Raw genomic sequence first — 20,717 nt, 5'->3', positions numbered from 1 at the left:
AGGGGTTAATAAATATGTCCAATTTCGCCAGCCGAATTTTGGTTGTTGACGATGAAGAACGGATTCGCCGTTTGCTCAAAATGTATTTGGAAAAGGAAGGCTACGTCATTGATGAAGCGGAAGATGGAGAATCTGCGCTGCAAATGGCTACGGCTACGGACTATGCGCTTATTTTGCTCGACGTTATGCTTCCGGGCATTGACGGCGTGGAAATGTGCTCCCGTCTTCGTCAAGTGAAAGCGACGCCTGTCATTATGCTGACGGCGAAAGGCGAGGAAATGAACCGGGTGCAAGGATTTGAAGTAGGAGCTGACGATTATGTTGTTAAGCCATTCAGCCCGCGCGAAGTCATTTATCGGGTGAAGGCGATTTTGCGCCGCTCCTCGGCTACTGCCTTTTTGACGAAGGAAGTCAATTCCAGCAACAATATCGTATTCCCACATTTGGTCATTGAGCATGATGCCCACCGCGTAACAGCGGCAGGTCAGGAGGTGAGCTTGACGCCAAAGGAATATGAGCTGCTGCATTATTTGGCTGTTTCGCCGGATAAAGTGTTTTCCCGTGAGGAACTGCTTAAGGATGTATGGAACTATGAGTTTTTCGGTGATCTCCGAACTGTCGATACGCATGTCAAGCGTCTGCGCGAGAAGCTGAACAAAGTGTCTGGCGACGCAGCAGCCATGATTACGACGGTATGGGGCGTCGGCTACAAGCTTGAGGTGCCAAAGTAATGAACTGGAGGAAGTACTCTCCTTTTCTGCTGTGGCATAGCGTCGTTGGCAAGCTGTGGGTGACGATTATATTGCTCGTGGCTGTCGTGCTTCTGACGCTTGGCGTATTTCTCGTTCCGTATATCGGTTATTTGTTTGAAAAAGATGCCAGCCATGAAGTGATGCTGCTGTTCGTCATCGTTGCAGTTATCGGTTTTCTGATGTCGACCTTCTTTGCCTTTTTTCTATCGCGTAAAATCCAGCAGCCGCTGCTCGAGCTGAAGGAAGCTGCGGATTCGATATCGCAAGGAAATTATCAGATGCGGGTGAAGATCCGCTCAAATGATGAAATTGGCGAGCTGGCGAATACGTTCAACAATATGACGGAGCAGGTTGACAAGCTGATTCATGATCTTAATCATGAGAAGGAGCATTTGTCGAGTATCCTGCGCAGCATGGGTGATGGGGTTATTACGTTCGATGCTGAGGGCGAAATTATTTTAACAAATCCGCCAGGGCATCTGCTTATTAACCGCTGGGCTGATCTGGATCAGGAGTGGGGAGATGCTTTTTACGATAGTACGAAGCCTTACAGCTCGGTTCCAGGGCCGCTGCTTGATATATTTGAGAAGGTTATGGATGAAGGCCGCGACGTGTCAAATAAAGTATACGTGCACAACAGCATGTGGTCGGTTGTCATGGCTCCACTTATGCTTGATGGCGTTGCCCGCGGAGCGGTTGCGGTCATACGGAACGTGACAGAGGAGCATAAGCTGGAGAAGCTGCGGCGTGACTTTGTAGCAAATGTTTCCCATGAGATTAGAACGCCGCTTTCAATGATGCAAGGCTATAGCGAAGCGCTGCTGGACGACATTGTGGCTTCCCCAGAGGAGCGCAAGGAGCTTGTGCAGGTCATTTATGATGAATCGCTGCGCATGGGCAGGCTGGTCAATGATTTCCTGGATATGGCGCGCATGGAGGCCGGGCATGTGGAGCTGAATTTGCGGCAGTTCGATTTGCAGCAAATAATCAGGCGTGTGCATCGCAAGTTCCAGGTATTTGCCAAGGAGCGGGAAGTCATGTTCAAGACCGAGCTGCCTGATATGCCGTTGCTGCTGCTAGGGGCGGATGAAGACCGGCTTGAACAGGTGCTGACGAATTTGCTCGATAATGCGCTGCGGCATACGCCGCTTGGCAAATCTGTGACAATTGCAGCAAGCCCGATGACGATTAACCACACCGACTATATCCAAATGCAAATTAAAGACGAGGGACAAGGCATTCCTAGCGAGGACTTGCCGTATATCTTCGAACGCTTTTACAAAGCAGACAAATCGCGCAAGCGCGGCACCTCTGTAGGAACAGGACTCGGCCTTGCGATCGTCAAAAACATCATCACCCAGCATAATGGACAAATAGAAGTAGACAGCATACTCGGCAAAGGGACGACCTTTACGCTGCTGCTGCCTGTCGAAACAAAGCATTAGCTGTCAAGGCGCTCCGATAGGAGCGCTATTTTTTGTTGAAATGAAGCATTAAATCTTGTTGCTCGTGAAACATTTGAATAAATGGAATAGAGTTGTCTAACAAATCATGTTATTAAATGATACGGAACGTCGCTTGCGACACAATAGCAGATTATGCAAATGCAGCGGCTTGCTGTACGCATAAGGTATCCAATAGGTTGTTCTATGAGCTGAGCTGACGGGGCCTGAGGCGTTCTATCTCGTTGATATAGGAGTAGAGGAGTAGAACAGTGCAGGTATAGCAAGCAAGTGACAAACAAAAACCCCAAAGCGGTCAACAACGACCACTTCGGGGTTTTTCGCATGGACAGAAGTCCGTATTAGATTTTGATTTCTTTTGCAGTGTTCAGCTCAGTCAAGTTCGTAAGCTGCTCAAGAACCTCTTTCGGCGTTCCTTTGTCAACACGCAATACCATAATCGCGGAGCCGCCCTCTAGCTGACGACCCACCTGCATCGTTGCAATGTTCACGTCATTCGTTCCAAGCAACGTACCTACGCGGCCGATAATACCAGGCTTATCGTTATGCGAGATCAGGATTAGATTGCCTTCTGGCGTAACATCGACAGGGAAATTGTCAATTTGAACGATACGCGGGCCATAACCGGTAAGCAGTGTGCCGGCAACAGTGCGCTCTTCCTTCTTCGTGCGCAGCGATACGGTTACGAGATTCGTAAAGTCTTTTGCAATATGTGATTTTTGAACGACGATGTTAACATCGCGCTCTTTCGCAAGATGCATCGAGTTGACGACATTCACTTGCTCAGTACCAAGGTGGTGGGACAGAATGCCTTTGACAACGTAGCGAGTCAGTGGCTGTGTATCTACTTCTGCAAGTTCACCGGAGTAACCGACAACGATTTCCTGTACCGGACCGTCTGTCATTTGGGAAATAAAGCTGCCCAGCTTCTCACCAAGAATGAAATACGGTTGAAGCTTGCTTTGCAGGCCAGCCGGAATTGGCGGCATGTTAACGGCATTGCTGAACGGCTCATCGCGCAAAATGTGCAGCACTTGCTCCGAAACGTCGATCGCAACGTTTTCTTGCGCTTCAACTGTCGATGCGCCAAGGTGAGGCGTTACGATGATTTTCGGATGCTTCAGGAACGGGTGGTCCTCAGCCGGAGGCTCAACTTCAAATACGTCGAATGCTGCTCCTGCGACGATGCCTTGGTCAACCGCATCAACCAGAGCAATTTCGTCAATGATGCCACCGCGAGCGCAGTTTACGATGCGCATGCCGGGCTTCATAACAGCAAATTGGTCTTTGCCAATCATATGATGAGTTTCAGGTGTGAGCGGGGTGTGCACCGTCATAAAATCCGCGTTACGGACAATTTCGTCCACCGATGCAAGCTTGATGCCAAGCTTTTCTGCACGCTCTTCTGTCATAAACGGATCGTAGCCGAGAATGTCCATGCCGAAAGCTTTTGCACGTTTTGCCACTTCGCTGCCGATACGGCCCATGCCAAGAACGCCGAGCACTTTGTTGCGAAGCTCTACGCCAAGGAAGGATTTGCGATCCCAAACGCCATTGACCGTTTTCATATAGGCTTGAGGAATATGGCGGGCTACAGCCATCATCATGGCAAAAGTATGCTCGCTTGTTGTAATCGTATTGCCGTCAGGAGCGTTAATAACGATAATTCCGCGCTGCGTTGCAGCGTCCAGATCAATGTTGTCTACGCCAACGCCTGCGCGTCCAACGACTTTCAGAAGCTTGCCGGCTTCCATAATGCGTGCTGTTACACGCGTTTGGCTGCGAACGAGCAGAGCGTCGTATTCGCCAATAATGGCTACGAGCTCGTCCTCGCTTAAACCTGGTTTTTTATCGACAATGATATCTTCCGCGTCTACAAGCTGTTGGATGCCCAGATCGCTGATGGGATCGGATACTAGCACTTTAAACATAAGTAGATTGCCCCCTAAAATTTTTGCGAATGTTAAAATCATTTCGTAAGCTGCATCAGGTGTGATACTAAAATAAAAACCGCTCTTGCACACATACGCATGCGAGGCGAGAGTTTCATATAGTCAAACGGCTACTCGAATCATGTCGAACGGACAGAAAGGATAGCCTTTATCATTTTAAAGCATTAACATGGACAATTGCAATCCTCAAACTTGATCAAATGTGAAATTTTTTGATATGATTCATGCATTGCCTGCTTAAATAGATAAAGGGGAGAGACGAGACATGAACAATTGGGAAGAGATCGAAGCGGATGTTTTTTTGCAGCTTTTGGAGAAAGGACATATAGAGGCAGGGCAAGTCATTGACGTTCGGGAGTCATTTGAATGGGACTATTACCATCTGGAGCAATCTACGCTTATTCCGATGAATACGATTCCTCATCACTTGGGACAATTAGCGGATGACAAGCCGCTTTATATCGTATGCGCACATGGCGTACGCAGCGCTAATGTATGCGGATATTTAGAAAAGCAGGGCTATGGCAGCCTCCACAATGTAACGGGAGGAATGGCGGCCATAGCCCTGCTTCAAGGGTTTCAATACGACTAGCACAAGCAGTCTTTTAAGACGAGGTAGTAGTGAAGAAAGGCAGCAGCGGCAGCACTTCCTTGCTGTACATTTGCTCAAAGCCGCTGCTGTAGTCGCCGTTGCGAACTGCGGCAGTATTCATCAACAACTCAGCAATAGCAGCGATGGAGCGGATTTTCATTTTGCTCGCTTGGCCCGTCTTAATAAATTCATCGATCCGGATAACCAGATCCTGCGGATAGTAATTTGTGAGCTGCTTATGCGAGAGCAAATGGTCGGCCATTAATTTGTTTTTCACAATAAGGGGCAGCTTGTTCCATTTACTGATTTCCAAAATATTCGGGAACTTGTATTCGTTAGGAATGTCGCTGTTTACGGTAGCAGCCCATTTCATCATCGCGCTGTAATAAGATTGCTGCGATGAAAGGGATTGCTTCACAGCTGCCTGGTAAATGGAATCGTCATTAACGGATGCGATGAGCTTCGCAGAATTGAGCGTCTTCGCTTTGTTCGCCGCTCTATTTGACGTTTGCTCAAACAATTCAAGGCTTTTAATGACGCTTGCCTGTGCTTCACCGAGCAGTGGCGATTGCTGCATATTGAAGGAAGCGACCTCGCCTGCTTTTTTCTTGGCTAGCTTGGACAAATCCTTAAACATGGCGTTGCCATCGGCTGAATCATCCTGCTCCAGTTTTTTCCAAGCGTTGAACCATTCGTTTTGGAATTCACGGTAGGGCAGAAATACAGTATGATAGTAGGAGACAAGATCTTGCTGCTGATACGGAGTCGACTTGGATTTAGCCTCACTGTTTAGCTGTTTCATTTCGTAGCTGGTTTTAGTCTGCTCACTGCCGTACTGTACTCCGTAGAAAAATGCGCCGACTGCGCAAACCAGCATAAAAATAAAACCAATGCTGTAAAACATGGCGGAACGAGTTAGCTGCTTTTCCATAACAAAACTCCCTTTTATGTATGTATTCATTATTGCTCTCTTTTGCTGCCTGTGCGTACAGGTGAATTTACATCAAAAAATACGAACCTCCAGGACGGGCGGGAAGTTATGAAAAAATTCGACATCCGTAAAATTCGAGTGCGCAAGGTGACCGTTGACGAGCTTGACGATCGCATGCTGCTCATTAATTTGTACATGACGCAAGCACTTACTTTTATTATCGGCTTGATATGGGTTTTATTTCAGCGTCAGAGCATAATTCATTTATTTCATTTTCCAAAAGAGCTTGCCGTCGTATGGTTTGGACTAGGATTAGCGGCGGTTGTACTCATAGTAGATTTGTCCATTTCCCGTTTTGTGCCTGATGAAGCAGCCGATGATGGCGGCGTAAATGACCGGATTTTCCGTGAACGCCCGATTTGGCATATTATCGTATTGTCGTTCGTTGTCTCGGTATGTGAGGAGCTGCTTTTCAGGGGCGCTTTGCAGCACGCTTTCGGGCCATATTGGACAAGCATCATCTTTGCAGCCATTCATGTCCGGTATTTAAAGCATTGGATCCCAACTGGACTTGTGTTTTCCATCAGCTACGGCTTAGGATGGATTTATATACAAACTGGCAGCTTATGGGCCCCAATTCTTGCACACTTTGCGATAGATATGATTATGGGCTTTATTATCAGATTCAGGAGGGAACCGAAAGGGCAATTATGAGCAGGGTACAAAAATTCGGGAAAGCCACGCGCAAAGGGCCGTCGCCCGAGAATACGGAAGTTCCCCGAATCGATGAAGAGGGAAGGGAGATCCTTCCCCCAAGACGGAAAAAGTTCCCTTCGGGCGCTAGCAAAGTAACGAGATGGTATTATAATGTATTGTTTTTTCTCTTTTTGGGTTTGGTCGCAGGATTGTTCTGGTACGGATTGAAATATGCGAATTAAGCTAATGGAGCATTTAGCTGTTCCAAGCTTCTAATTCGTGAGGTCCGTATCAATTGAAGCCGGATCGATGAAGCCATAGCCCTTGTCTTCAAGCTGCGTCAGCAGCTCGTCAAGCGCTTCAGCGGTCCAGGCCAGCTCATGCATTAAAATGTTGGCGCCTAGATGCAGCTGTTCCAGCACACTCGCGACGACTTTGTCAGGATCTCCGGGAGACTTCTGTTCCCAATCAAGCGAACCATTGGACCACGTCATGTACAGCATGCCGTGGTTTTTGACGATTTCTTTAACGCTATCGTTGCCGGAGCCATAAGGCGGCCGGAAAAACTTTGGCGCTTCTCCGGTCAGCTTCATGACGCTATCCTGAACATCAGCAACCTGCTGCTCCACTTTGGCGGCGGATTCTTTTTTAAGGTTGATGTGGTCCCAGGAGTGGTTGCCGATCGTCTGCCCGCGCTCATGAATGAGCGTCAGCAAATCAGGGTTCGCTTTAACCCGGTAGCCGTTCACGAAAAAGATCGCTTTAGCCTTGTGCTTGTCCAGCGTATCGAGCAGGCTGGTCAGCACCTCCCTGTTGTGCGGGCCATCATCAAAGGTCAGCAGCACAGCTTTATCAGTCGTTTCTTTATCAAGCGGCTTGAAGCGGTATACGCTGTCCATTTTGTACAGCTTGGCAGCCGGTGCCTCGCTTGGCGACGGCGTTGCTTCTTCTGTTAGGGGCGACGCCGTTAGCTCCTCTTGCTGAAGGGCAGGAGAAGTGGTAGGCGACTGCTCGGCTGCTTGGATTTCCTGTGCCGAAGCATTTTCCTGTGGCAGGTTGCTGCTTGATGGGACGCTTTGCTGGCTGCAAGCGGCAGCAACTAATGCGGCTCCCAAAAGAACAGCGAGCGATGCGGTCATTCGTTTAAACATAATGAACCTCCATTTATGTTGTAGTTGTCAATGGGTATTATTGTAGCATAATCAATCATGCTGTGTTTTGCAGGCAGCGGGATTTCCTTTATTAAGCAGGATAAATAAGATGCGGCAAGCCACACTAAAGGGTGAAATCGAATATTGAATAGGGATTTTTTAAGGCCCTAAATCAAGGAGGTTTTGTCCTACTATGAGGCTAAGAGGATTTCTTCTCGGAGGGCTTGCCGGGGCAGCCGCTGCTCTCTATGTTGCCCGCAAGCGTCCAGGTACAGCTGCACTCGCAGCTGGCGTACTGGCGAGCGCTTGTTCAACGATTAGCCACAAGGCGATGTCCTTGTGGAATGACGATTGGACGCAAAAGGCTGTAAACAAGGGCCCAAAGCGTACAGACGATACCGCCGGAAAATTCGGAGACGGCTGGGTTCAGATTGAAGCAATGATGAACAGTGATCCACAGCTAAAACAGCAAGCCGAGGAGATCATGGCGGAATCGTCGAACAAGACACATTAACCAACAGTTTCTGGAAGGAATCGTTTGAACGAGGCACTGAAAAAGTGCAGATTCGAACGATTCTTTTTGCCTATTTTAGGTGCAATCCGAGTTTGAACATGATAAAGTAGTTACATAGTTTGATTTGACCATTTTGGTCACATCTTCTAATAAATTTCATACGCTGTTACAACAGATGCTGCAGAGGAGGATCCTGTCATGAAGATCGAACGACTTAGTCAGGACAAGATAAAAATATTTCTGACGTTCGACGACCTGCTGGAACGAGGGATCCAGAAGGACGACATGTGGCGCGAAATTCCAAAGGTGCACGAACTATTCAGTGAAATGATGGATCAAGCATACAGTGAACTTGGATTCGATGCCAGCGGACCGTTAGCGGTCGAAGTGTTTGCCCTGCCGGCCCAAGGTATGGTCGTGATTGTCACTCGCGGCAAAATGAACGGAAGCTCGGAAGAGAGAACGTCCGATGATGATGACGCAGATGACGAAATTTACGAAATGGAAGTGACCCTTGAGCAAAGCGATATCGTCATGTATTCCTTTCGGGATTTCGAGGATGTTATACAGGTTTGCAGACAGCTGCAAGCCGCTGCCCTGACAGAAGATGGGCGCCTGTATGCTTACAATAATAAATATATACTGGCGCTGGAACCGGCTTTGATTGAAACGTCCCGCCATAATGCCGTTATCGCCCTGCTGGCGGAATACGGCGAAGCCACATCGGTCACTTATGCGATGCTGGAGGAATACGGGAAAGTAATCATGCCTTCCGAGGCTGTGAAAGAAATATGCACTCATTTTTTCAACTAGGCAATGCTTAAGCGAAGAGGGCGTAATGAATGGAGCATCTGCAGGAGCTGTCAAGCCTGCTGATGCTCTTTTTCTTTTTTATGTAATCGTTCAAGCGCTGCGTGAGGTATTGTCATTATAATAATAGGTATATCCGTTGTGTCTGTAGCGTTGTATAATATAGAGGAACTGGACATTCCTGATTTGTTGGACAAGCAGCAAACAGCAAGCAGGTTTCGCAGGGCAATATGACAAGTAATCAAGACCTATTTTGAATGGGTGCAAAATAATTAGGGCTATTACTGGATGAAGTAGAAATAGATATGTTGTCACCCTTGATCAAGGGTGGTTGTTGCAGGCACGGCATGGGGGGTGAAGAACGACGATGATGTGGATCTCTGTCTTGACAGCAGCGGTGGCACCAGGAATAGCACTGCTGACTTATTTATATTTAAAGGACAAATACGATACGGAGCCCATTCATATGGTCGTCCGGATGTTTTTGCTGGGCGTGCTGATTGTGCTGCCGATTATGGTTGTGCAGCGCGGCTTGCAGCTTTGGTGGGGAGATAATTCAGTCGTTTTTTCTTTTGTTCAATCAGCTGGCGTAGAGGAATTTATGAAATGGTTCGTTCTTTATCATTTTATTTACAATCATACGGAGTTTGACGAACCTTACGACGGCATCGTGTACGCCGGCTCCATCTCGCTAGGATTTGCGACGCTCGAAAATGTGATGTATGCCTTTCTGACACCCGCATCGTTCGGGTCGCTCATTATGAGGGCGCTGCTTCCCGTATCAGGGCATGCCCTATTCGGTATTATGATGGGGTATTATGTAGGCAAAGCGAAGTTTGAAAGCAATGGCAAGAAACGCAGAAATTATATCATCGTATCGTTTCTACTTCCCATTATGCTGCACGGCAGCTATGACTGGATTATGATCACGATGCGTTCCAGCTGGATCTGGTTCATCATTCCGTTCATGGCCGTGCTATGGGTCGTTGGCCTCCGAAAAATGCAGCGGGCCAACTCTCGCTCGCCATTTCGTTTTTTGAAGCGGGATGAAGAGGTTAAATTGTAAAGCAGCGGTCCATACTGAAAGCTAGAGAACATTTTTAGGGTAAGCTGGAGGTAGGGATGGAAGCAGTCAGAGTGAAAGTAACCATTCGCTGCAATGTATGTGGCGAGAAGTTCGTTTTGCGGGGCAAGCGCGAAAGCAACGGCGTAGATACTGGTTTCAAGCAGTGCATTTGCAACAACATTGACGATCTTGATATTGAAGAACATAGTATTTAAACAAATTGAATGCATAAAGCTCCTTTCAGCAAACCAAACTAACACCAGGTTTGCACAAGAAAGGAGCTTTTTGTATGGTTTATAAACGGATAAGCGCGGTGCTGTTCCCAATTGCGGCTATTTTGCTTGTAGGTTCGCTCTATTGGGGCTATCAGGAGCATCAGGAGAAAAACACTGTATTAATAAAGGCGGAAAATCAGTATCAACGGGCGTTCCATAATTTAACTTACCATGTGGATAAGCTGCATCAGCAGCTTGGCAATACGTTAGCCGTCAATTCCACCTCACAAGCGTATCACCGAAAAGGGCTCGTTAACGTATGGCGGCTCACAAGCGAGGCGCAGAACGAAATTAGCCAGCTGCCGCTTTCCATGCTTCCATTTGACAAGGCGGAGGAGTTTTTGTCGCGCATTTCCAATTTTGCCTATAAAACTTCCGTTCGCGATTTGACGAAGCAGCCGCTGTCTGAGGATGAATTCAAAACCCTCAAAACGCTGTACGCCAACTCCAAGGATATTTCAAAAGATTTGCAGGGCATGCAGGAAAAAGTGCTCTCGAATCATTTGCGCTGGATGGATGTTGAGCTGTCTTTGGCTGCGAAGGAAGCCAAGGGCGATCAGACGATTGTCGACGGCTTCAAAGGTGTCGATAAAAAGGTAAGCAGCTATCCGGAAATTAACTGGGGTCCTTCGGTTTCAAGCATGTACCAGAAGCGCCCAATCAGCATGCTGAGCGGTAAAGCAGTTACGCCAGAAGAAATTAAGGAGCGTGCTGCCAAGTTTGCCGGCAAAAAAGGCGATGGCAAAGAAATTCGCGTTGCTGAAAATGGCAAAGGCACGGAATATGCTTCGTATTCCGCAGTGCTGTCCGAGCATAAGTCGGGCAATACGATCCATATGGATTTTTCGCAAAAGGGCGGCCAACTGATCGCATATATGGATCCCCGAGAAATTGGAGAAAAGCAGCTGGACATTGAGCAGGCGCGGGCTGCGGCTGAAAAGTTTTTGAAAGAGCATGGCTTTGACGGAATGAAGGCGGTCAGCTATGACGCCTATGATAATGCAGGAACGTTCGGCTTCGTCGGAAACCAGGACGATGTGCTGATTTATCCAGACAAGCTGACGGTCAAGGTTGCGCTTGATAATGGAGATATAGCGGCGCTGCAAGCGAATGAATATGTTTTCGAGCATCATAAGCGGACGCTGCCGAAGGCGGGCATCTCCAAAGCAGACGCGCGCAAGGCGCTGAACCCGGATATGAAAGTGTCCAAAGAGCAGATGGCGCTAATCAAAAATGATGACGGCAATGAAGTGTTATGCTATGAATATACGGGCCGGATCAATGATAGCGATTACCGAATTTACATTAATGCAGACAACGGTATGGAAGAATCAATTGAAGTGCTGTCTTCGCTTGACAAAGTGGCAAGTTCCGGTAAATAACCATATGGCTCCTCTCTATATGTCGTGTTATAATGACAGCATTATAGGGGGGAGCCAACTTGTTGCCGAAAATTAATCAAATGTTATTTTTCCAAATTGCTTCTTCTGATGAAGCAGAAGCTGCCATCGAGTACAAGGCGCGTATTGCCGAAGTGCTGGATGAAGGTTTTTTGATTGAGAACCCGATAAATAGCCAAAATGGCAGAATGAAAAGAATGTTTTTGGGAGACGAGCTTTCGGTCTATTTTGTATCGGAGGATGGAATCAAGCATTTCTTTAATTCCCACGTTCTTGGTTTCCGGGAAGATGTCGTCAAGCTGGTCAAGATCCGAAAGCCGGACCTTGATCAGATTACAAAGGTGCAGCGGCGCAATTTTCTGCGGGTAGCTGCCGAGCTTGAAATCGCCGTAAAAACGCCGGATCAGATCCGCTTCGTGGCGCTTACAGATGATGTTGGCGGCGGCGGAATTTCGTTTATTTGCGATGGGAAATGGCCGATATCCCAAGGTCAGGTGCTTGAGTGCTGGCTGCTTGTTCCTTATAAAAATGGGTCCATAGAGCATGCGTCATTCAATGCGGAAATCGTGCGCGTTGTAAAGCTTGAAACGGGGCGCAATCAGGCGATGATTAAATTTGCCGGCATTAATGATTCAGACCGCCAGCGGATTATTCGTTATTGCTTTGAGCGCCAGCTGGAATTCCGCAATCGCTGAATAGCTGGTGCACCCCCTAGGCATGCTATCCTTTAACAGGGCTAGAAGGGAATGATTGCATGGCTCGGGCGTCTGGGCAAAGCGGGAAACAGCAGGAGGGACAAGCTGCTGGCCAATCTTATTCAGTTCCGTTTGATAAAATAGGAAAAGGGCTCGGCATCGTGGCTGCCGCGCTGCTTATCGCATGTTTGCTTGCGCAAACAGCGCTGCAAAGCAGCACGGTCAGACACTTGCTGTCGAGAGCCGAGCGCATGGAAGGAACCCGTCTGCAAGGACAGGTTTCTTCATAATGCGTTCAAATACGTGGATGCGGGGTCGAGGGTGTTTTTGCATCCGCTCGTATAGTGTGGTATAATTTTCACGTCCGCAGGCAAAGCCTGCTTTTTTATTGAGAGGTTAGCGTCGCATCTGTCACGGTGTATCAAGCCAGCCATCTCGACATAAGGGGGGTTGACTTTAAGTGATGCAGCAAGACGGTGACGGCGAGCGGATCAACATTGCTATCGATGGACCTGCTGGGGCAGGGAAAAGCACAGTAGCGCGTAAAGTTGCCGAACAATTAGGATATGTATACATTGATACAGGTGCTATGTATCGAGCCGTGACCTATAGTTCGCAGCAGGCGGGCATTAAGCCGCGGGAAGCTGGCAAGCTGGCTGACCATGTGACGCATCTGGACATTAAGCTGCAGGCTGGCGACAATGGACAGACTGTATTTTTGAATGGGGAAAATGTCACCGAACAAATCCGTTCACGCGATGTGACGCTGAGTGTGTCTCATTATGCGGCGAATGAAGCGGTCAGACAATTTCTTGGCGCAGCGCAGCGCAGGCTCGCTGAGGAGAAGGGTGTTGTAATGGATGGCAGGGACATTGGTTCTCACGTGCTGCCGAACGCTGAGTTGAAGGTTTTTTTAACGGCATCCGTTGAGGAGCGTGCGCTTCGCAGGTACAAGGAGTTAGCCGGCAAGCAGCCGGTGACGCTGGAACAGCTTGCTGAAGAAATTTCGCAGCGTGACCAACTGGATGAACAGCGGGAGATTTCACCGCTCGTCCGCGCTGAAGATGCAATCCTGCTGGACAGCACGGCGATGTCGATTGAAGAGGTCGCCCAGGCTATTGTCAAATTAAGCAGAACCAAATTGGCGGGGGCGAAGTAAACTATGTTATACCTGTTGTTCCGATTTCTTCTCCGCGTGCTTTATATATGCCTATTCCGTCTTGAAGCCAAAGGGCTTGAGAATATACCTGCTGACGGGCCGGTCATCTTATGCGCCAATCACGTCAGCAACTTTGACCCGCCTACGGTCGGAGTCAAAGTTCCACGGAAAGTCCATTATATGGCGAAAGCGGAATTGTTTAAAGTTCCGGTTTTCGGACCGCTCATTCGGGCATTTGGAGCTTTTCCGGTTAAGCGCGGAGGCGTGAGCAAAGAGGCGATCAAATCAGCGATCACCCTGCTGAAGGAAGGCAATGTAATGGGCATTTTCCCGGAGGGCTCTCGCCGCAATCAAGGCGGGGAAGCGAAGAAGGGAGCCGCAATGATTGCGCTTCGAAGCAATGCGGTTGTTATTCCTGTGGCAATTGTGGGTAATTATTCCTTGTTTCGCAAAGTAACGGTCTATTATGGCAAGCCGGTTGATCTTACCGCATTTATTGATGATTCCTCACCGGATAAGCTGGACCGTCTGACGGATACGATTATGAAGGATGTTCGCGCCCTTATTGCAGCGAACAAATAAACATAGCTGTTTTAAATGCTGCTTAATGTTTTACTATTAGAACGTTGGCGGATTTAAATAAATTTGTAAGTTGAAAAGTTGTTGGATGAATTGAGGAGGTTATTTCAATGTCAGAAGAAACCAATGTGCAAGAGTCCGCAGTAGCGGAAAATCAAGAGGCTATGGATAATTTCGTATCCTTGAAAAAAGGGGATACAGTTAAAGGTTCGATCGTCAAAATCGAAGATAACCAAGCTTATGTAAGCCTTGGATATAAATATGACGGTGTTATCCCGATTCGCGAGCTGTCCGCAGTTCAATTGGATAATGCAAACGATGCCGTACAAGTAGGCCAAGAGGTTGAGCTTAAAGTTATCAGCATTGATGACGAGAAAGAAAAGCTTGTTCTTTCCAAGAAAAGCGTAGATGGCGAGCGCGCTTGGGATTCGCTTCAAGCTCGTTTCGAGAGCGGCGAAGTATTTGAGGTTGTCGTAGCTGACGTTGTAAAAGGCGGCCTTGTCGCTGATGTTGGCGTGCGCGGCTTTATTCCAGCTTCGATGGTTGAGCGTCATTTTGTAGAAGATTTCAGCGACTACAAAGGCCGCACGCTTCGCGTAAAAGTGAAAGAAATCGACCAAGAAAACGGAAAAGTTATCTTGTCTGCGAAAGAAGTATTGGATGCAGAATTCGAAGGCAACAAACAGAAGTTAATCGCGGCTCTTGAACCAGGCCAACAGCTTGAAGGTACAGTTCAACGTTTGACACCATTTGGTGCATTCATTGATATCGGCGGCGTTGACGGTCTTGTTCACGTTTCCGAGCTTTCATGGCAGCACGTTGCTCATCCTAAGGATGTAGTAGCTGAAGGTCAAGCGGTAACGGTTAAAGTCCTTAAAGTTGATCCTGCTGCTGGTAAAATCAGCCTGAGCATGAAAGCGGCTCAACCAGGCCCTTGGGAAACAGCTGGAAGCCAATTCAACATTGGCGATATTGTAACAGGTACAGTTCGTCGCCTCGTTACTTTCGGCGCATTCGTTGAAATTGCTCCAGGCGTTGAAGGTTTGGTCCACATTTCCCAAATCGCTCACCGTCATATTGCGACTCCTTTCGAGGTATTGCAAGAAGGGCAAGAAGTTCAAGCGAAAGTTCTTGACTTCAACCCTGCTGAAAAACGCGTTAGCCTGAGCATCAAGGAAACAGAAGAAGCTCCTGAGCAACCGCAAAAGCCAGAAAGACAACAACGCGAGCGCGCTCCTAAACAAGAGGAACTGAACAATCCAAATGTTAGCTTGAACAGCCAAAGCATGAGCTACTCACTGGCTGAGCGCTTCGGCGACAAACTGAATAAATTGAAATAATACGTTATTGCGTTTTACAGCGAGCATTGACGTATAGGTGTTCGCTCAAAAGGCCAAGCAGCAGCTTGGCCTTTTGCATTTTATCATTTCAGGTTATAGTATGGAAGCCTTCTCAAAAAGGTGGAATAAAATGACGATACATATTCAATTAGAGCGTATAAGGCGGAAGCTAAAGGACGCAGCTAAGGCGGATACAGACCAACAGCTATTTGGTGCGGACAGTCATCATTATCGTTTGCATGAACCGCTTGGACTAGAGGAACTCCGCGAATTTGAGCAAAAATACGGCATTGTTTTGCCTGCGGAATATGCCGCTTTTTTGACGAATATTGGCAACGGAGGAGCGGGGCCTTATTATGGCATTCACCCTTTAGGGGAAAAACAGTCCATTGAGCTTGAGCGAATGGATAAACCTTCTTCTATACGACCTGAATGGACTAAAGAGCAATGGAAAGCCGACTTTCCTGCGCTGCATGATGATGGCGGTATAAGTGACGAGCAGTATGAAGAAGAGCGGGCGAAAGCTTTTCAAGGCTTGCTGAACATTGGGGAGCAGGGCTGCACGTATGAGACGATGTTAATGATAACAGGCGAGCATCGCGGGAAGGTCGTTTATATCGATCTCGATTACCAAAAACCATTCGTTACCTTTGAAGCAAATTTTCTGGACTGGTACGAGCGTTGGCTCGATGAAATCATTGCTGGCTATGAAACCAGCTGGTTCGGTATGCGGCGTGGTGGAGATGAACGGGAACTCACCGAGCTCTATCAATCTACAACAGAGGAGTCTATAAAGCTTGAGGCATTAAACGGAATGTTCAAGCTGAAAAATATTTCTGCGGAGACGATTGTTTTTCTGATCTCGCAATATGAAAGCTCTTCAAATGAAATAAGCCAATTATGTCTGCAAATCTTGGCCAAGAAAAATTTTACCGAGGCCGAGAGGCTCATTCGCGAGGAATTAAACAGCAGCAGCGCTGAAAATCGATTGCGTGCCATCCAGGCCATTCACTGGTATATGCCCAAAGGAGATCAGCAATTTAATGAAGAGCTCATAAGCATACTGCAAGCGGTGGAAGATGCTGAAACGTTTCGGTTCATCTGCTACATTCTTCATGCGACGGGGGTTGAAATGCTGCCCATGCTGCTGCCTTTTTTCACTTTTCCGGATGTGGAAATTCGAATTCATGCTGTTTACCAGGCAGGCCAATCTAGCAAAAAAGCGATGTATGCAAGCGAACTTATCCAAAGGCTTGACGATTCAGAAGTACGAGTAAAGCTTATTGCTCTACAGGCACTGACAGGGATAATAGATCCCGCGCTTTTGCCTATTTATGAGCGTTTGCTGGAGCAGTACCAGACAGACAAAGATTATATTCGCTCCAACGTGCTTCGGAGACTGGAGGAGTTTCAGATCAAATCCAAGAAGCAAATGGATAAGGTGCTGCCATCCTCTTTGGTACAGGTAAGAGCATTATTAGGCAAACATTTGTAAGGAGTCCATAAATAAGGTGAAGAAGAGGCTGTTCCTTATGTTTCATAATGAGGAATAGCCTCTTTTTTTTGGCGCATAATAGCTTCACGTGGGGTGATTTGGCTGTGAACGAAGGATATTTGTCGTTCTGGATTATGATTATGGCATTCATATTAATGACGACTGGCTGGGCGGAATATGTCGGAGCAGGACGCTCAAAGCTGATTGTTGCCGTTTTATGTCTATTTGCCCAGCCGTTTCATTATCATGTAACCATTTATGGGACGGCCGTTGAGATTTATGCGAGCATAATGATTGTGGGAGTCGCTGTTTGCTGGTCGTTTAGCAGAAGGGTGGACGGAGAATCGAGGCGTTATCTGCTGTTGTGTGCTTTCTTGACCGGTATTATTTTAGGTGCCATCCAAAGGCTATACAGACTTGATCCGGTGTTTTTTTGGCTTGACCCTGCTTGGGATGGAGGGCTGCTCGGCGGTTTGCTCGTAGCTGCGTTTTCAGTGAAGCCGGGTCATCAATTTGGTATTTTGCTGCTGGCGGCTGCTATGGCGGAATTGGGGAACGGGCTTTTAACAAGTGGCACTTACATGGCTCGCATTGGCTCCTTGGCTTGGTGGGACAGCTTTTGGCTCGCTTTTGTCTGTGCGAGGCTCATCAGTATAGCTTTCCAGTTGCTCAGAGCTTCTTACAGCAAGGTAGCGGAAGCGGGCTGGAGAAATAAAGGAGGGAGTTCCCCGAAATGAGCCATTATTTAATTGCGAATAAGCATTTGCTTGGCGTTTTGCTTGGAATGGCATTCGGTATTATTGCGAGGCTGCTGATGCTAAAAACCGATTATCGCCAATATCCGACTTATCCTCACGGCCGAATTATCCATATTTCGCTAGGCGTTATTGCGGCGGCACTCGGTGCAGTGGCTGTTCCTGCGCTATATAGTAAAGACTATACGGCTATTACCTTTTTATCACTAGCAGCACAGCAATTTCGGGATGTCAGAAAAATGGAGCGCGAGACGCTGACGAAAATCGACAGCTTGGAGCTGGTCAGTCGCGGAGCGACTTATATCGAGGGCATCGCTATGGTATTTGAAGGGCGCAATTACCTCGTAATCATGTCCTCGCTGCTTACCAGCCTTTTTGCGGTAATGGTCAATCTCTGGGTCGGCCTGCTGGCAGGAGGCCTATCGCTGCTGATCGTCCATCATTTTCGTTCGGGCAAAACGCTGTCCCATATTATTTCGGCGGAAACAGCGGAAGTGCGTATGGATGGGCCAGATCTGCTCGTTGGCGACATTTATATTATGAATGTGGGGCTTAAGTCAAATCAGGATATCATTCGCGAGCGCGGAATGGGCTTTATATTGACGCCTCTCAACGCGAACAGCAAGGTTACCATTGGTAATTTGGGCCAGCGCCAAGCGATTTTGTACGATTTGGCTACGATGCTGGGGGTATATCGGGACGACGGAGAACCGGCCTTAATTCCAATGGCCAAGCTCGATATGAAGGACGGAAGGCTTGCCGTGTTTATGCTTCCGCAGGACAAGGACAAGAGCAAGGCGCTGAAGGTGATCGGACGTGTTCCGATACTCGAATCGGCTGTGCGCATGCCTACAGAAGCGAAAGTCAATAAGCAGGAGGGCTGAAAATGGCGAATATTGTTGCAGTCGTTTCAAGCAACCGGGATGTCGCAGGAGGCGGGGCACCAATCTTTTTTGCAGACAATGAACAGGAGCTGGAACAAACCGCTTTTCTACTGGAGAAGATTTTGAATGCCAATGCCCATAATCTAAAAAATGGCGTCATAATCCTCGTTAATCACCTTTAACATGAAAAGTTAGCCAAGGCGGCTGTTTTTTGCTATGATGGTAAGCGTGAGAATTACTGAAGGAGTGAATCGATAACTATGGCAAGACCTGTTATCGCCATCGTCGGGCGCCCGAATGTGGGTAAGTCTACCATATTTAATCGGATAGTCGGCGACAGGCTGGCAATTGTAGAAGATAAGCCGGGGGTTACGAGGGATCGGCTGTACGGCACCGGAGAATGGAATGGCATAGCCTTTAATATTGTAGATACAGGCGGCATTGAAATTGATGGTGAAGATGAAATTATGAAATCGGTTCGGATGCAAGCCGAGCTGGCAATTGAAGAGGCAGATGTCATTATTTTTATGGCAGATGCGAAAGCGGGCCTCACCCATTCGGATGAAGAAGTGGGACAAATGCTGTTTCGCTCCCGCAAGCCTATCGTACTCGCTATTAACAAGGTGGACAATGCGGGACGTATGGACGAGGTTTATGAGTTTTATGGATTGGGCTTTGGCGAACCGATTGCTATTTCTGGTTCCCACGGTATGGGCATTGGCGATTTGCTGGATGCTGCCGTATCGAAGCTGCCAGAAATTGAAGATGTTGAATATGAGGAAGATGTTATTCGCGTTGCCTTAATTGGACGTCCAAACGTAGGCAAATCCTCGCTTGTAAATGCACTGCTTGGCGAAGAACGCGTGATCGTCAGCAATGTAGCAGGTACAACTCGCGACGCTATTGATACGCCTTTCGAGCGCGATGGACAGAAGTACGTGCTAATCGACACGGCTGGTATGCGCAAGCGCGGCAAGGTGTACGAATCCACGGAAAAATATAGCGTTATGCGTGCGATGAAAGCGATTGAACGCGCTGACGTTGCCCTCATCCTGATAAATGGTGAGGAAGGCATTATCGAGCAGGACAAGCATATTGCAGGCTATGCGCATGAAGCAGGCAAAGCGTCTATTTTTGTCGTTAATAAATGGGATGTCGTCGAGAAGGACGAGAAAACGATGCAAGCATTCTCCCAGACGATTCGCGACCACTTCCTGTTTATGTCGTATGCGCCGATCGTTTATTTATCTGCGCTTACGAAGTCCCGTCTGCATAAGCTGCTGCCAGTCGTCAATCACGTTTCCGAGCAGCATGCTTTGCGTATTCAGACGCATTTGCTGAATGATATTGTTGGAGATGCGGTTGCTTACAACCCGCCGCCGACGGACAAAGGCAAACGCCTGAAAATCAACTATGTGACTCAAGTGGCGACAAAACCGCCGACGATTGTCATTTTCGTCAACGAGCCAGAGATGATGCATTTCTCATATGAGCGTTATTTAGAAAATAAAATACGGGCAGCGTTTAATTTTGAAGGCACGCCGCTACGGTTATTTACACGTCGCAAGTCAGACGAGGATTAGGGGAGAAGAGGCGTGCTGTACTCAGCCATTGCAGTTATTATCAGTTATTTATTAGGTTCCGTTTCATTCAGCATCGTCATCGCGAAATGGCTGAAAGGCATTGACATTCGCGAGCATGGCAGCGGCAATGCCGGGGCGACGAATACGATTCGTGTGCTTGGTAAAGGGCCGGGTATTACGGTCTTTTTGCTGGATATTGCAAAAGGGGTAGTAGCTGTACTGTTGGGAGAGTGGCTCAGCGGAGGCGATGCGGCAAGCTGGACGCCTGCTTTATGTGGCCTGGCAGCCATTATTGGCCATAACTGGCCCATTTGGTTTCGTTTTAAAGGCGGCAAAGGCATCGCGACAACCGTTGGTGTCATTGCAACGCTTGCTTTCTTGCCAGCGCTGCTTGCGGGTATCGTCGCTATACTTGCTATTGCGATTACGCGCTTCGTATCACTTGGTTCCTTGCTGTTTGCAGCATTGACGCCGATCTTTATTGCTTTGCTTACTTACTCTTTGCCGCTGCTTTGCGCGAGCCTTGTATTATGCGTTTTCGCGTTTGTTCGTCACAAGGCGAATATTGTGAAGCTGTTTAAGGGAACGGAGAACAAGCTTGGCGCAAAGAAAGGAATGTGAGTCC

At 47.8% G+C, this 20,717-nt stretch carries 23 protein-coding genes; 20 read left to right on the top strand and 3 right to left on the bottom strand.

Features of this window, described 5'->3' with window-relative positions:
* Positions 1–14: 14 nt before the first annotated feature.
* On the top strand, positions 15–731 hold the full coding sequence (locus ABEW34_RS07205; RefSeq protein WP_046231997.1) for a response regulator transcription factor: 717 nt from the start codon (positions 15–17) through the stop codon (positions 729–731).
* Positions 731–2,197: an ATP-binding protein gene (locus ABEW34_RS07200; protein WP_430156478.1), complete on the top strand. Its 1,467-nt coding sequence runs from the start codon at positions 731–733 to the stop codon at positions 2,195–2,197. The genes ABEW34_RS07205 and ABEW34_RS07200 overlap by 1 nt, the downstream gene beginning before the upstream one ends.
* Positions 2,198–2,556: 359 nt before the next feature.
* Here the strand turns inward: ABEW34_RS07200 and serA are convergent, their stop codons facing one another.
* The gene (gene serA, locus ABEW34_RS07195; protein WP_430156476.1) at positions 2,557–4,146 is read right to left on the bottom strand and encodes a phosphoglycerate dehydrogenase; all 1,590 of its coding nucleotides are present in this window, start codon (positions 4,144–4,146) and stop codon (positions 2,557–2,559) included.
* 286 nt (positions 4,147–4,432) lie between these two features.
* On the opposite strand from serA, the gene ABEW34_RS07190 reads away from it, so the two are divergent.
* Positions 4,433–4,759 (top strand): rhodanese-like domain-containing protein, encoded by a 327-nt coding sequence (locus ABEW34_RS07190; RefSeq protein WP_430156474.1) that lies wholly within the window; start codon positions 4,433–4,435, stop codon positions 4,757–4,759.
* A gap of 13 nt (positions 4,760–4,772) precedes the next feature.
* On the opposite strand, the gene ABEW34_RS07185 is transcribed toward ABEW34_RS07190, so the two are convergent.
* Entirely contained in the window at positions 4,773–5,690 is a 918-nt protein-coding gene (locus ABEW34_RS07185) for a hypothetical protein (RefSeq protein ID WP_430156471.1), read from the bottom strand.
* A gap of 108 nt (positions 5,691–5,798) precedes the next feature.
* On the opposite strand from ABEW34_RS07185, the gene ABEW34_RS07180 reads away from it, so the two are divergent.
* Positions 5,799–6,404 (top strand): CPBP family intramembrane glutamic endopeptidase, encoded by a 606-nt coding sequence (locus tag ABEW34_RS07180; RefSeq protein WP_056028870.1) that lies wholly within the window; start codon positions 5,799–5,801, stop codon positions 6,402–6,404.
* Positions 6,405–6,658: 254 nt separating this feature from the next.
* On the opposite strand, the gene ABEW34_RS07175 is transcribed toward ABEW34_RS07180, so the two are convergent.
* Positions 6,659–7,537, bottom strand: coding sequence for a polysaccharide deacetylase family protein (locus ABEW34_RS07175; protein WP_430156468.1), 879 nt, complete (start codon positions 7,535–7,537; stop codon positions 6,659–6,661).
* Positions 7,538–7,730: 193 nt separating this feature from the next.
* Here ABEW34_RS07175 and ABEW34_RS07170 point away from each other — a divergent pair, with 193 nt between their 5' ends.
* From ABEW34_RS07170 to plsY, 16 genes are all read left to right on the top strand, one after another.
* Positions 7,731–8,051, top strand: coding sequence for a hypothetical protein (locus tag ABEW34_RS07170; RefSeq protein WP_430156465.1), 321 nt, complete (start codon positions 7,731–7,733; stop codon positions 8,049–8,051).
* 198 nt (positions 8,052–8,249) lie between these two features.
* A complete protein-coding gene (locus tag ABEW34_RS07165; RefSeq protein WP_046232007.1) occupies positions 8,250–8,864 on the top strand; it encodes a genetic competence negative regulator in 615 nt (204 codons plus the stop codon).
* A gap of 364 nt (positions 8,865–9,228) precedes the next feature.
* Positions 9,229–9,927, top strand: a complete 699-nt coding sequence (gene prsW / locus ABEW34_RS07160; protein ID WP_430156463.1) for a glutamic-type intramembrane protease PrsW — start codon at positions 9,229–9,231, stop codon at positions 9,925–9,927.
* Positions 9,928–9,983: 56 nt separating this feature from the next.
* Complete coding sequence (locus ABEW34_RS07155) at positions 9,984–10,142, top strand: hypothetical protein (protein WP_430156460.1); 159 nt, start codon at positions 9,984–9,986, stop codon at positions 10,140–10,142.
* 74 nt (positions 10,143–10,216) lie between these two features.
* Positions 10,217–11,584 carry a germination protein YpeB gene (ypeB, locus tag ABEW34_RS07150; protein WP_430156458.1) on the top strand — a complete coding sequence of 456 codons (1,368 nt, stop codon included), beginning with the start codon at positions 10,217–10,219 and terminating at the stop codon, positions 11,582–11,584.
* A 59-nt stretch (positions 11,585–11,643) separates the two neighbouring features.
* A complete protein-coding gene (locus ABEW34_RS07145) occupies positions 11,644–12,297 on the top strand; it encodes a flagellar brake protein (protein ID WP_430156456.1) in 654 nt (217 codons plus the stop codon).
* Positions 12,298–12,356: 59 nt separating this feature from the next.
* Positions 12,357–12,587 carry a hypothetical protein gene (locus ABEW34_RS07140; RefSeq protein WP_430156453.1) on the top strand — a complete coding sequence of 77 codons (231 nt, stop codon included), beginning with the start codon at positions 12,357–12,359 and terminating at the stop codon, positions 12,585–12,587.
* Positions 12,588–12,760: 173 nt separating this feature from the next.
* Positions 12,761–13,456 carry a (d)CMP kinase gene (cmk, locus tag ABEW34_RS07135; RefSeq protein WP_430156599.1) on the top strand — a complete coding sequence of 232 codons (696 nt, stop codon included), beginning with the start codon at positions 12,761–12,763 and terminating at the stop codon, positions 13,454–13,456.
* Positions 13,457–13,459: 3 nt separating this feature from the next.
* Positions 13,460–14,038, top strand: a complete 579-nt coding sequence (locus tag ABEW34_RS07130; RefSeq protein ID WP_430156450.1) for a lysophospholipid acyltransferase family protein — start codon at positions 13,460–13,462, stop codon at positions 14,036–14,038.
* Positions 14,039–14,145: 107 nt separating this feature from the next.
* The gene (gene rpsA / locus ABEW34_RS07125) at positions 14,146–15,375 is read left to right on the top strand and encodes a 30S ribosomal protein S1 (protein WP_056028850.1); all 1,230 of its coding nucleotides are present in this window, start codon (positions 14,146–14,148) and stop codon (positions 15,373–15,375) included.
* Positions 15,376–15,505: 130 nt separating this feature from the next.
* Entirely contained in the window at positions 15,506–16,870 is a 1,365-nt protein-coding gene (locus tag ABEW34_RS07120; protein WP_430156447.1) for an SMI1/KNR4 family protein, read from the top strand.
* A gap of 104 nt (positions 16,871–16,974) precedes the next feature.
* Positions 16,975–17,607 carry a YphA family membrane protein gene (locus ABEW34_RS07115; protein WP_430156444.1) on the top strand — a complete coding sequence of 211 codons (633 nt, stop codon included), beginning with the start codon at positions 16,975–16,977 and terminating at the stop codon, positions 17,605–17,607.
* The gene (locus ABEW34_RS07110; RefSeq protein WP_430156441.1) at positions 17,604–18,509 is read left to right on the top strand and encodes a YIEGIA family protein; all 906 of its coding nucleotides are present in this window, start codon (positions 17,604–17,606) and stop codon (positions 18,507–18,509) included. The genes ABEW34_RS07115 and ABEW34_RS07110 overlap by 4 nt, the downstream gene beginning before the upstream one ends.
* A gap of 2 nt (positions 18,510–18,511) precedes the next feature.
* On the top strand, positions 18,512–18,691 hold the full coding sequence (locus ABEW34_RS07105; protein ID WP_056028844.1) for a capping complex subunit for YIEGIA: 180 nt from the start codon (positions 18,512–18,514) through the stop codon (positions 18,689–18,691).
* 78 nt (positions 18,692–18,769) lie between these two features.
* Positions 18,770–20,092 (top strand): ribosome biogenesis GTPase Der, encoded by a 1,323-nt coding sequence (gene der / locus ABEW34_RS07100; protein ID WP_056028842.1) that lies wholly within the window; start codon positions 18,770–18,772, stop codon positions 20,090–20,092.
* A 12-nt stretch (positions 20,093–20,104) separates the two neighbouring features.
* Positions 20,105–20,713 carry a glycerol-3-phosphate 1-O-acyltransferase PlsY gene (gene plsY / locus ABEW34_RS07095; RefSeq protein ID WP_430156438.1) on the top strand — a complete coding sequence of 203 codons (609 nt, stop codon included), beginning with the start codon at positions 20,105–20,107 and terminating at the stop codon, positions 20,711–20,713.
* Positions 20,714–20,717 lie beyond the last annotated feature (4 nt).

Origin of the sequence: Paenibacillus algorifonticola, assembly GCF_050481745.1 — a bacterium.
In the GTDB taxonomy this organism is placed as follows: Bacteria; Bacillota; Bacilli; order Paenibacillales; family Paenibacillaceae; genus Pristimantibacillus; species Pristimantibacillus algorifonticola_A.
Note: the sequence above shows the minus strand (reverse complement) of the source record. Positions and strands in the feature narration are given on the sequence as shown.

What these genes read in the sequence shown, in the direction of transcription:
- ABEW34_RS07205 (WP_046231997.1), top strand. Translation starts at nt 15, where the DNA reads ATGTCCAATTTCGCCAGCCGAATTTTGGTTGTTGACGATGAAGAACGG.
- ABEW34_RS07200 (WP_430156478.1), top strand. Translation starts at nt 731, where the DNA reads ATGAACTGGAGGAAGTACTCTCCTTTTCTGCTGTGGCATAGCGTCGTT.
- serA (WP_430156476.1), bottom strand. Translation starts at nt 4,146, where the DNA reads ATGTTTAAAGTGCTAGTATCCGATCCCATCAGCGATCTGGGCATCCAA.
- ABEW34_RS07190 (WP_430156474.1), top strand. Translation starts at nt 4,433, where the DNA reads ATGAACAATTGGGAAGAGATCGAAGCGGATGTTTTTTTGCAGCTTTTG.
- ABEW34_RS07185 (WP_430156471.1), bottom strand. Translation starts at nt 5,690, where the DNA reads ATGGAAAAGCAGCTAACTCGTTCCGCCATGTTTTACAGCATTGGTTTT.
- ABEW34_RS07180 (WP_056028870.1), top strand. Translation starts at nt 5,799, where the DNA reads ATGAAAAAATTCGACATCCGTAAAATTCGAGTGCGCAAGGTGACCGTT.
- ABEW34_RS07175 (WP_430156468.1), bottom strand. Translation starts at nt 7,537, where the DNA reads ATGTTTAAACGAATGACCGCATCGCTCGCTGTTCTTTTGGGAGCCGCA.
- ABEW34_RS07170 (WP_430156465.1), top strand. Translation starts at nt 7,731, where the DNA reads ATGAGGCTAAGAGGATTTCTTCTCGGAGGGCTTGCCGGGGCAGCCGCT.
- ABEW34_RS07165 (WP_046232007.1), top strand. Translation starts at nt 8,250, where the DNA reads ATGAAGATCGAACGACTTAGTCAGGACAAGATAAAAATATTTCTGACG.
- prsW (WP_430156463.1), top strand. Translation starts at nt 9,229, where the DNA reads ATGATGTGGATCTCTGTCTTGACAGCAGCGGTGGCACCAGGAATAGCA.
- ABEW34_RS07155 (WP_430156460.1), top strand. Translation starts at nt 9,984, where the DNA reads ATGGAAGCAGTCAGAGTGAAAGTAACCATTCGCTGCAATGTATGTGGC.
- ypeB (WP_430156458.1), top strand. Translation starts at nt 10,217, where the DNA reads ATGGTTTATAAACGGATAAGCGCGGTGCTGTTCCCAATTGCGGCTATT.
- ABEW34_RS07140 (WP_430156453.1), top strand. Translation starts at nt 12,357, where the DNA reads ATGGCTCGGGCGTCTGGGCAAAGCGGGAAACAGCAGGAGGGACAAGCT.
- cmk (WP_430156599.1), top strand. Translation starts at nt 12,761, where the DNA reads ATGCAGCAAGACGGTGACGGCGAGCGGATCAACATTGCTATCGATGGA.
- ABEW34_RS07130 (WP_430156450.1), top strand. Translation starts at nt 13,460, where the DNA reads ATGTTATACCTGTTGTTCCGATTTCTTCTCCGCGTGCTTTATATATGC.
- rpsA (WP_056028850.1), top strand. Translation starts at nt 14,146, where the DNA reads ATGTCAGAAGAAACCAATGTGCAAGAGTCCGCAGTAGCGGAAAATCAA.
- ABEW34_RS07120 (WP_430156447.1), top strand. Translation starts at nt 15,506, where the DNA reads ATGACGATACATATTCAATTAGAGCGTATAAGGCGGAAGCTAAAGGAC.
- ABEW34_RS07110 (WP_430156441.1), top strand. Translation starts at nt 17,604, where the DNA reads ATGAGCCATTATTTAATTGCGAATAAGCATTTGCTTGGCGTTTTGCTT.
- ABEW34_RS07105 (WP_056028844.1), top strand. Translation starts at nt 18,512, where the DNA reads ATGGCGAATATTGTTGCAGTCGTTTCAAGCAACCGGGATGTCGCAGGA.
- der (WP_056028842.1), top strand. Translation starts at nt 18,770, where the DNA reads ATGGCAAGACCTGTTATCGCCATCGTCGGGCGCCCGAATGTGGGTAAG.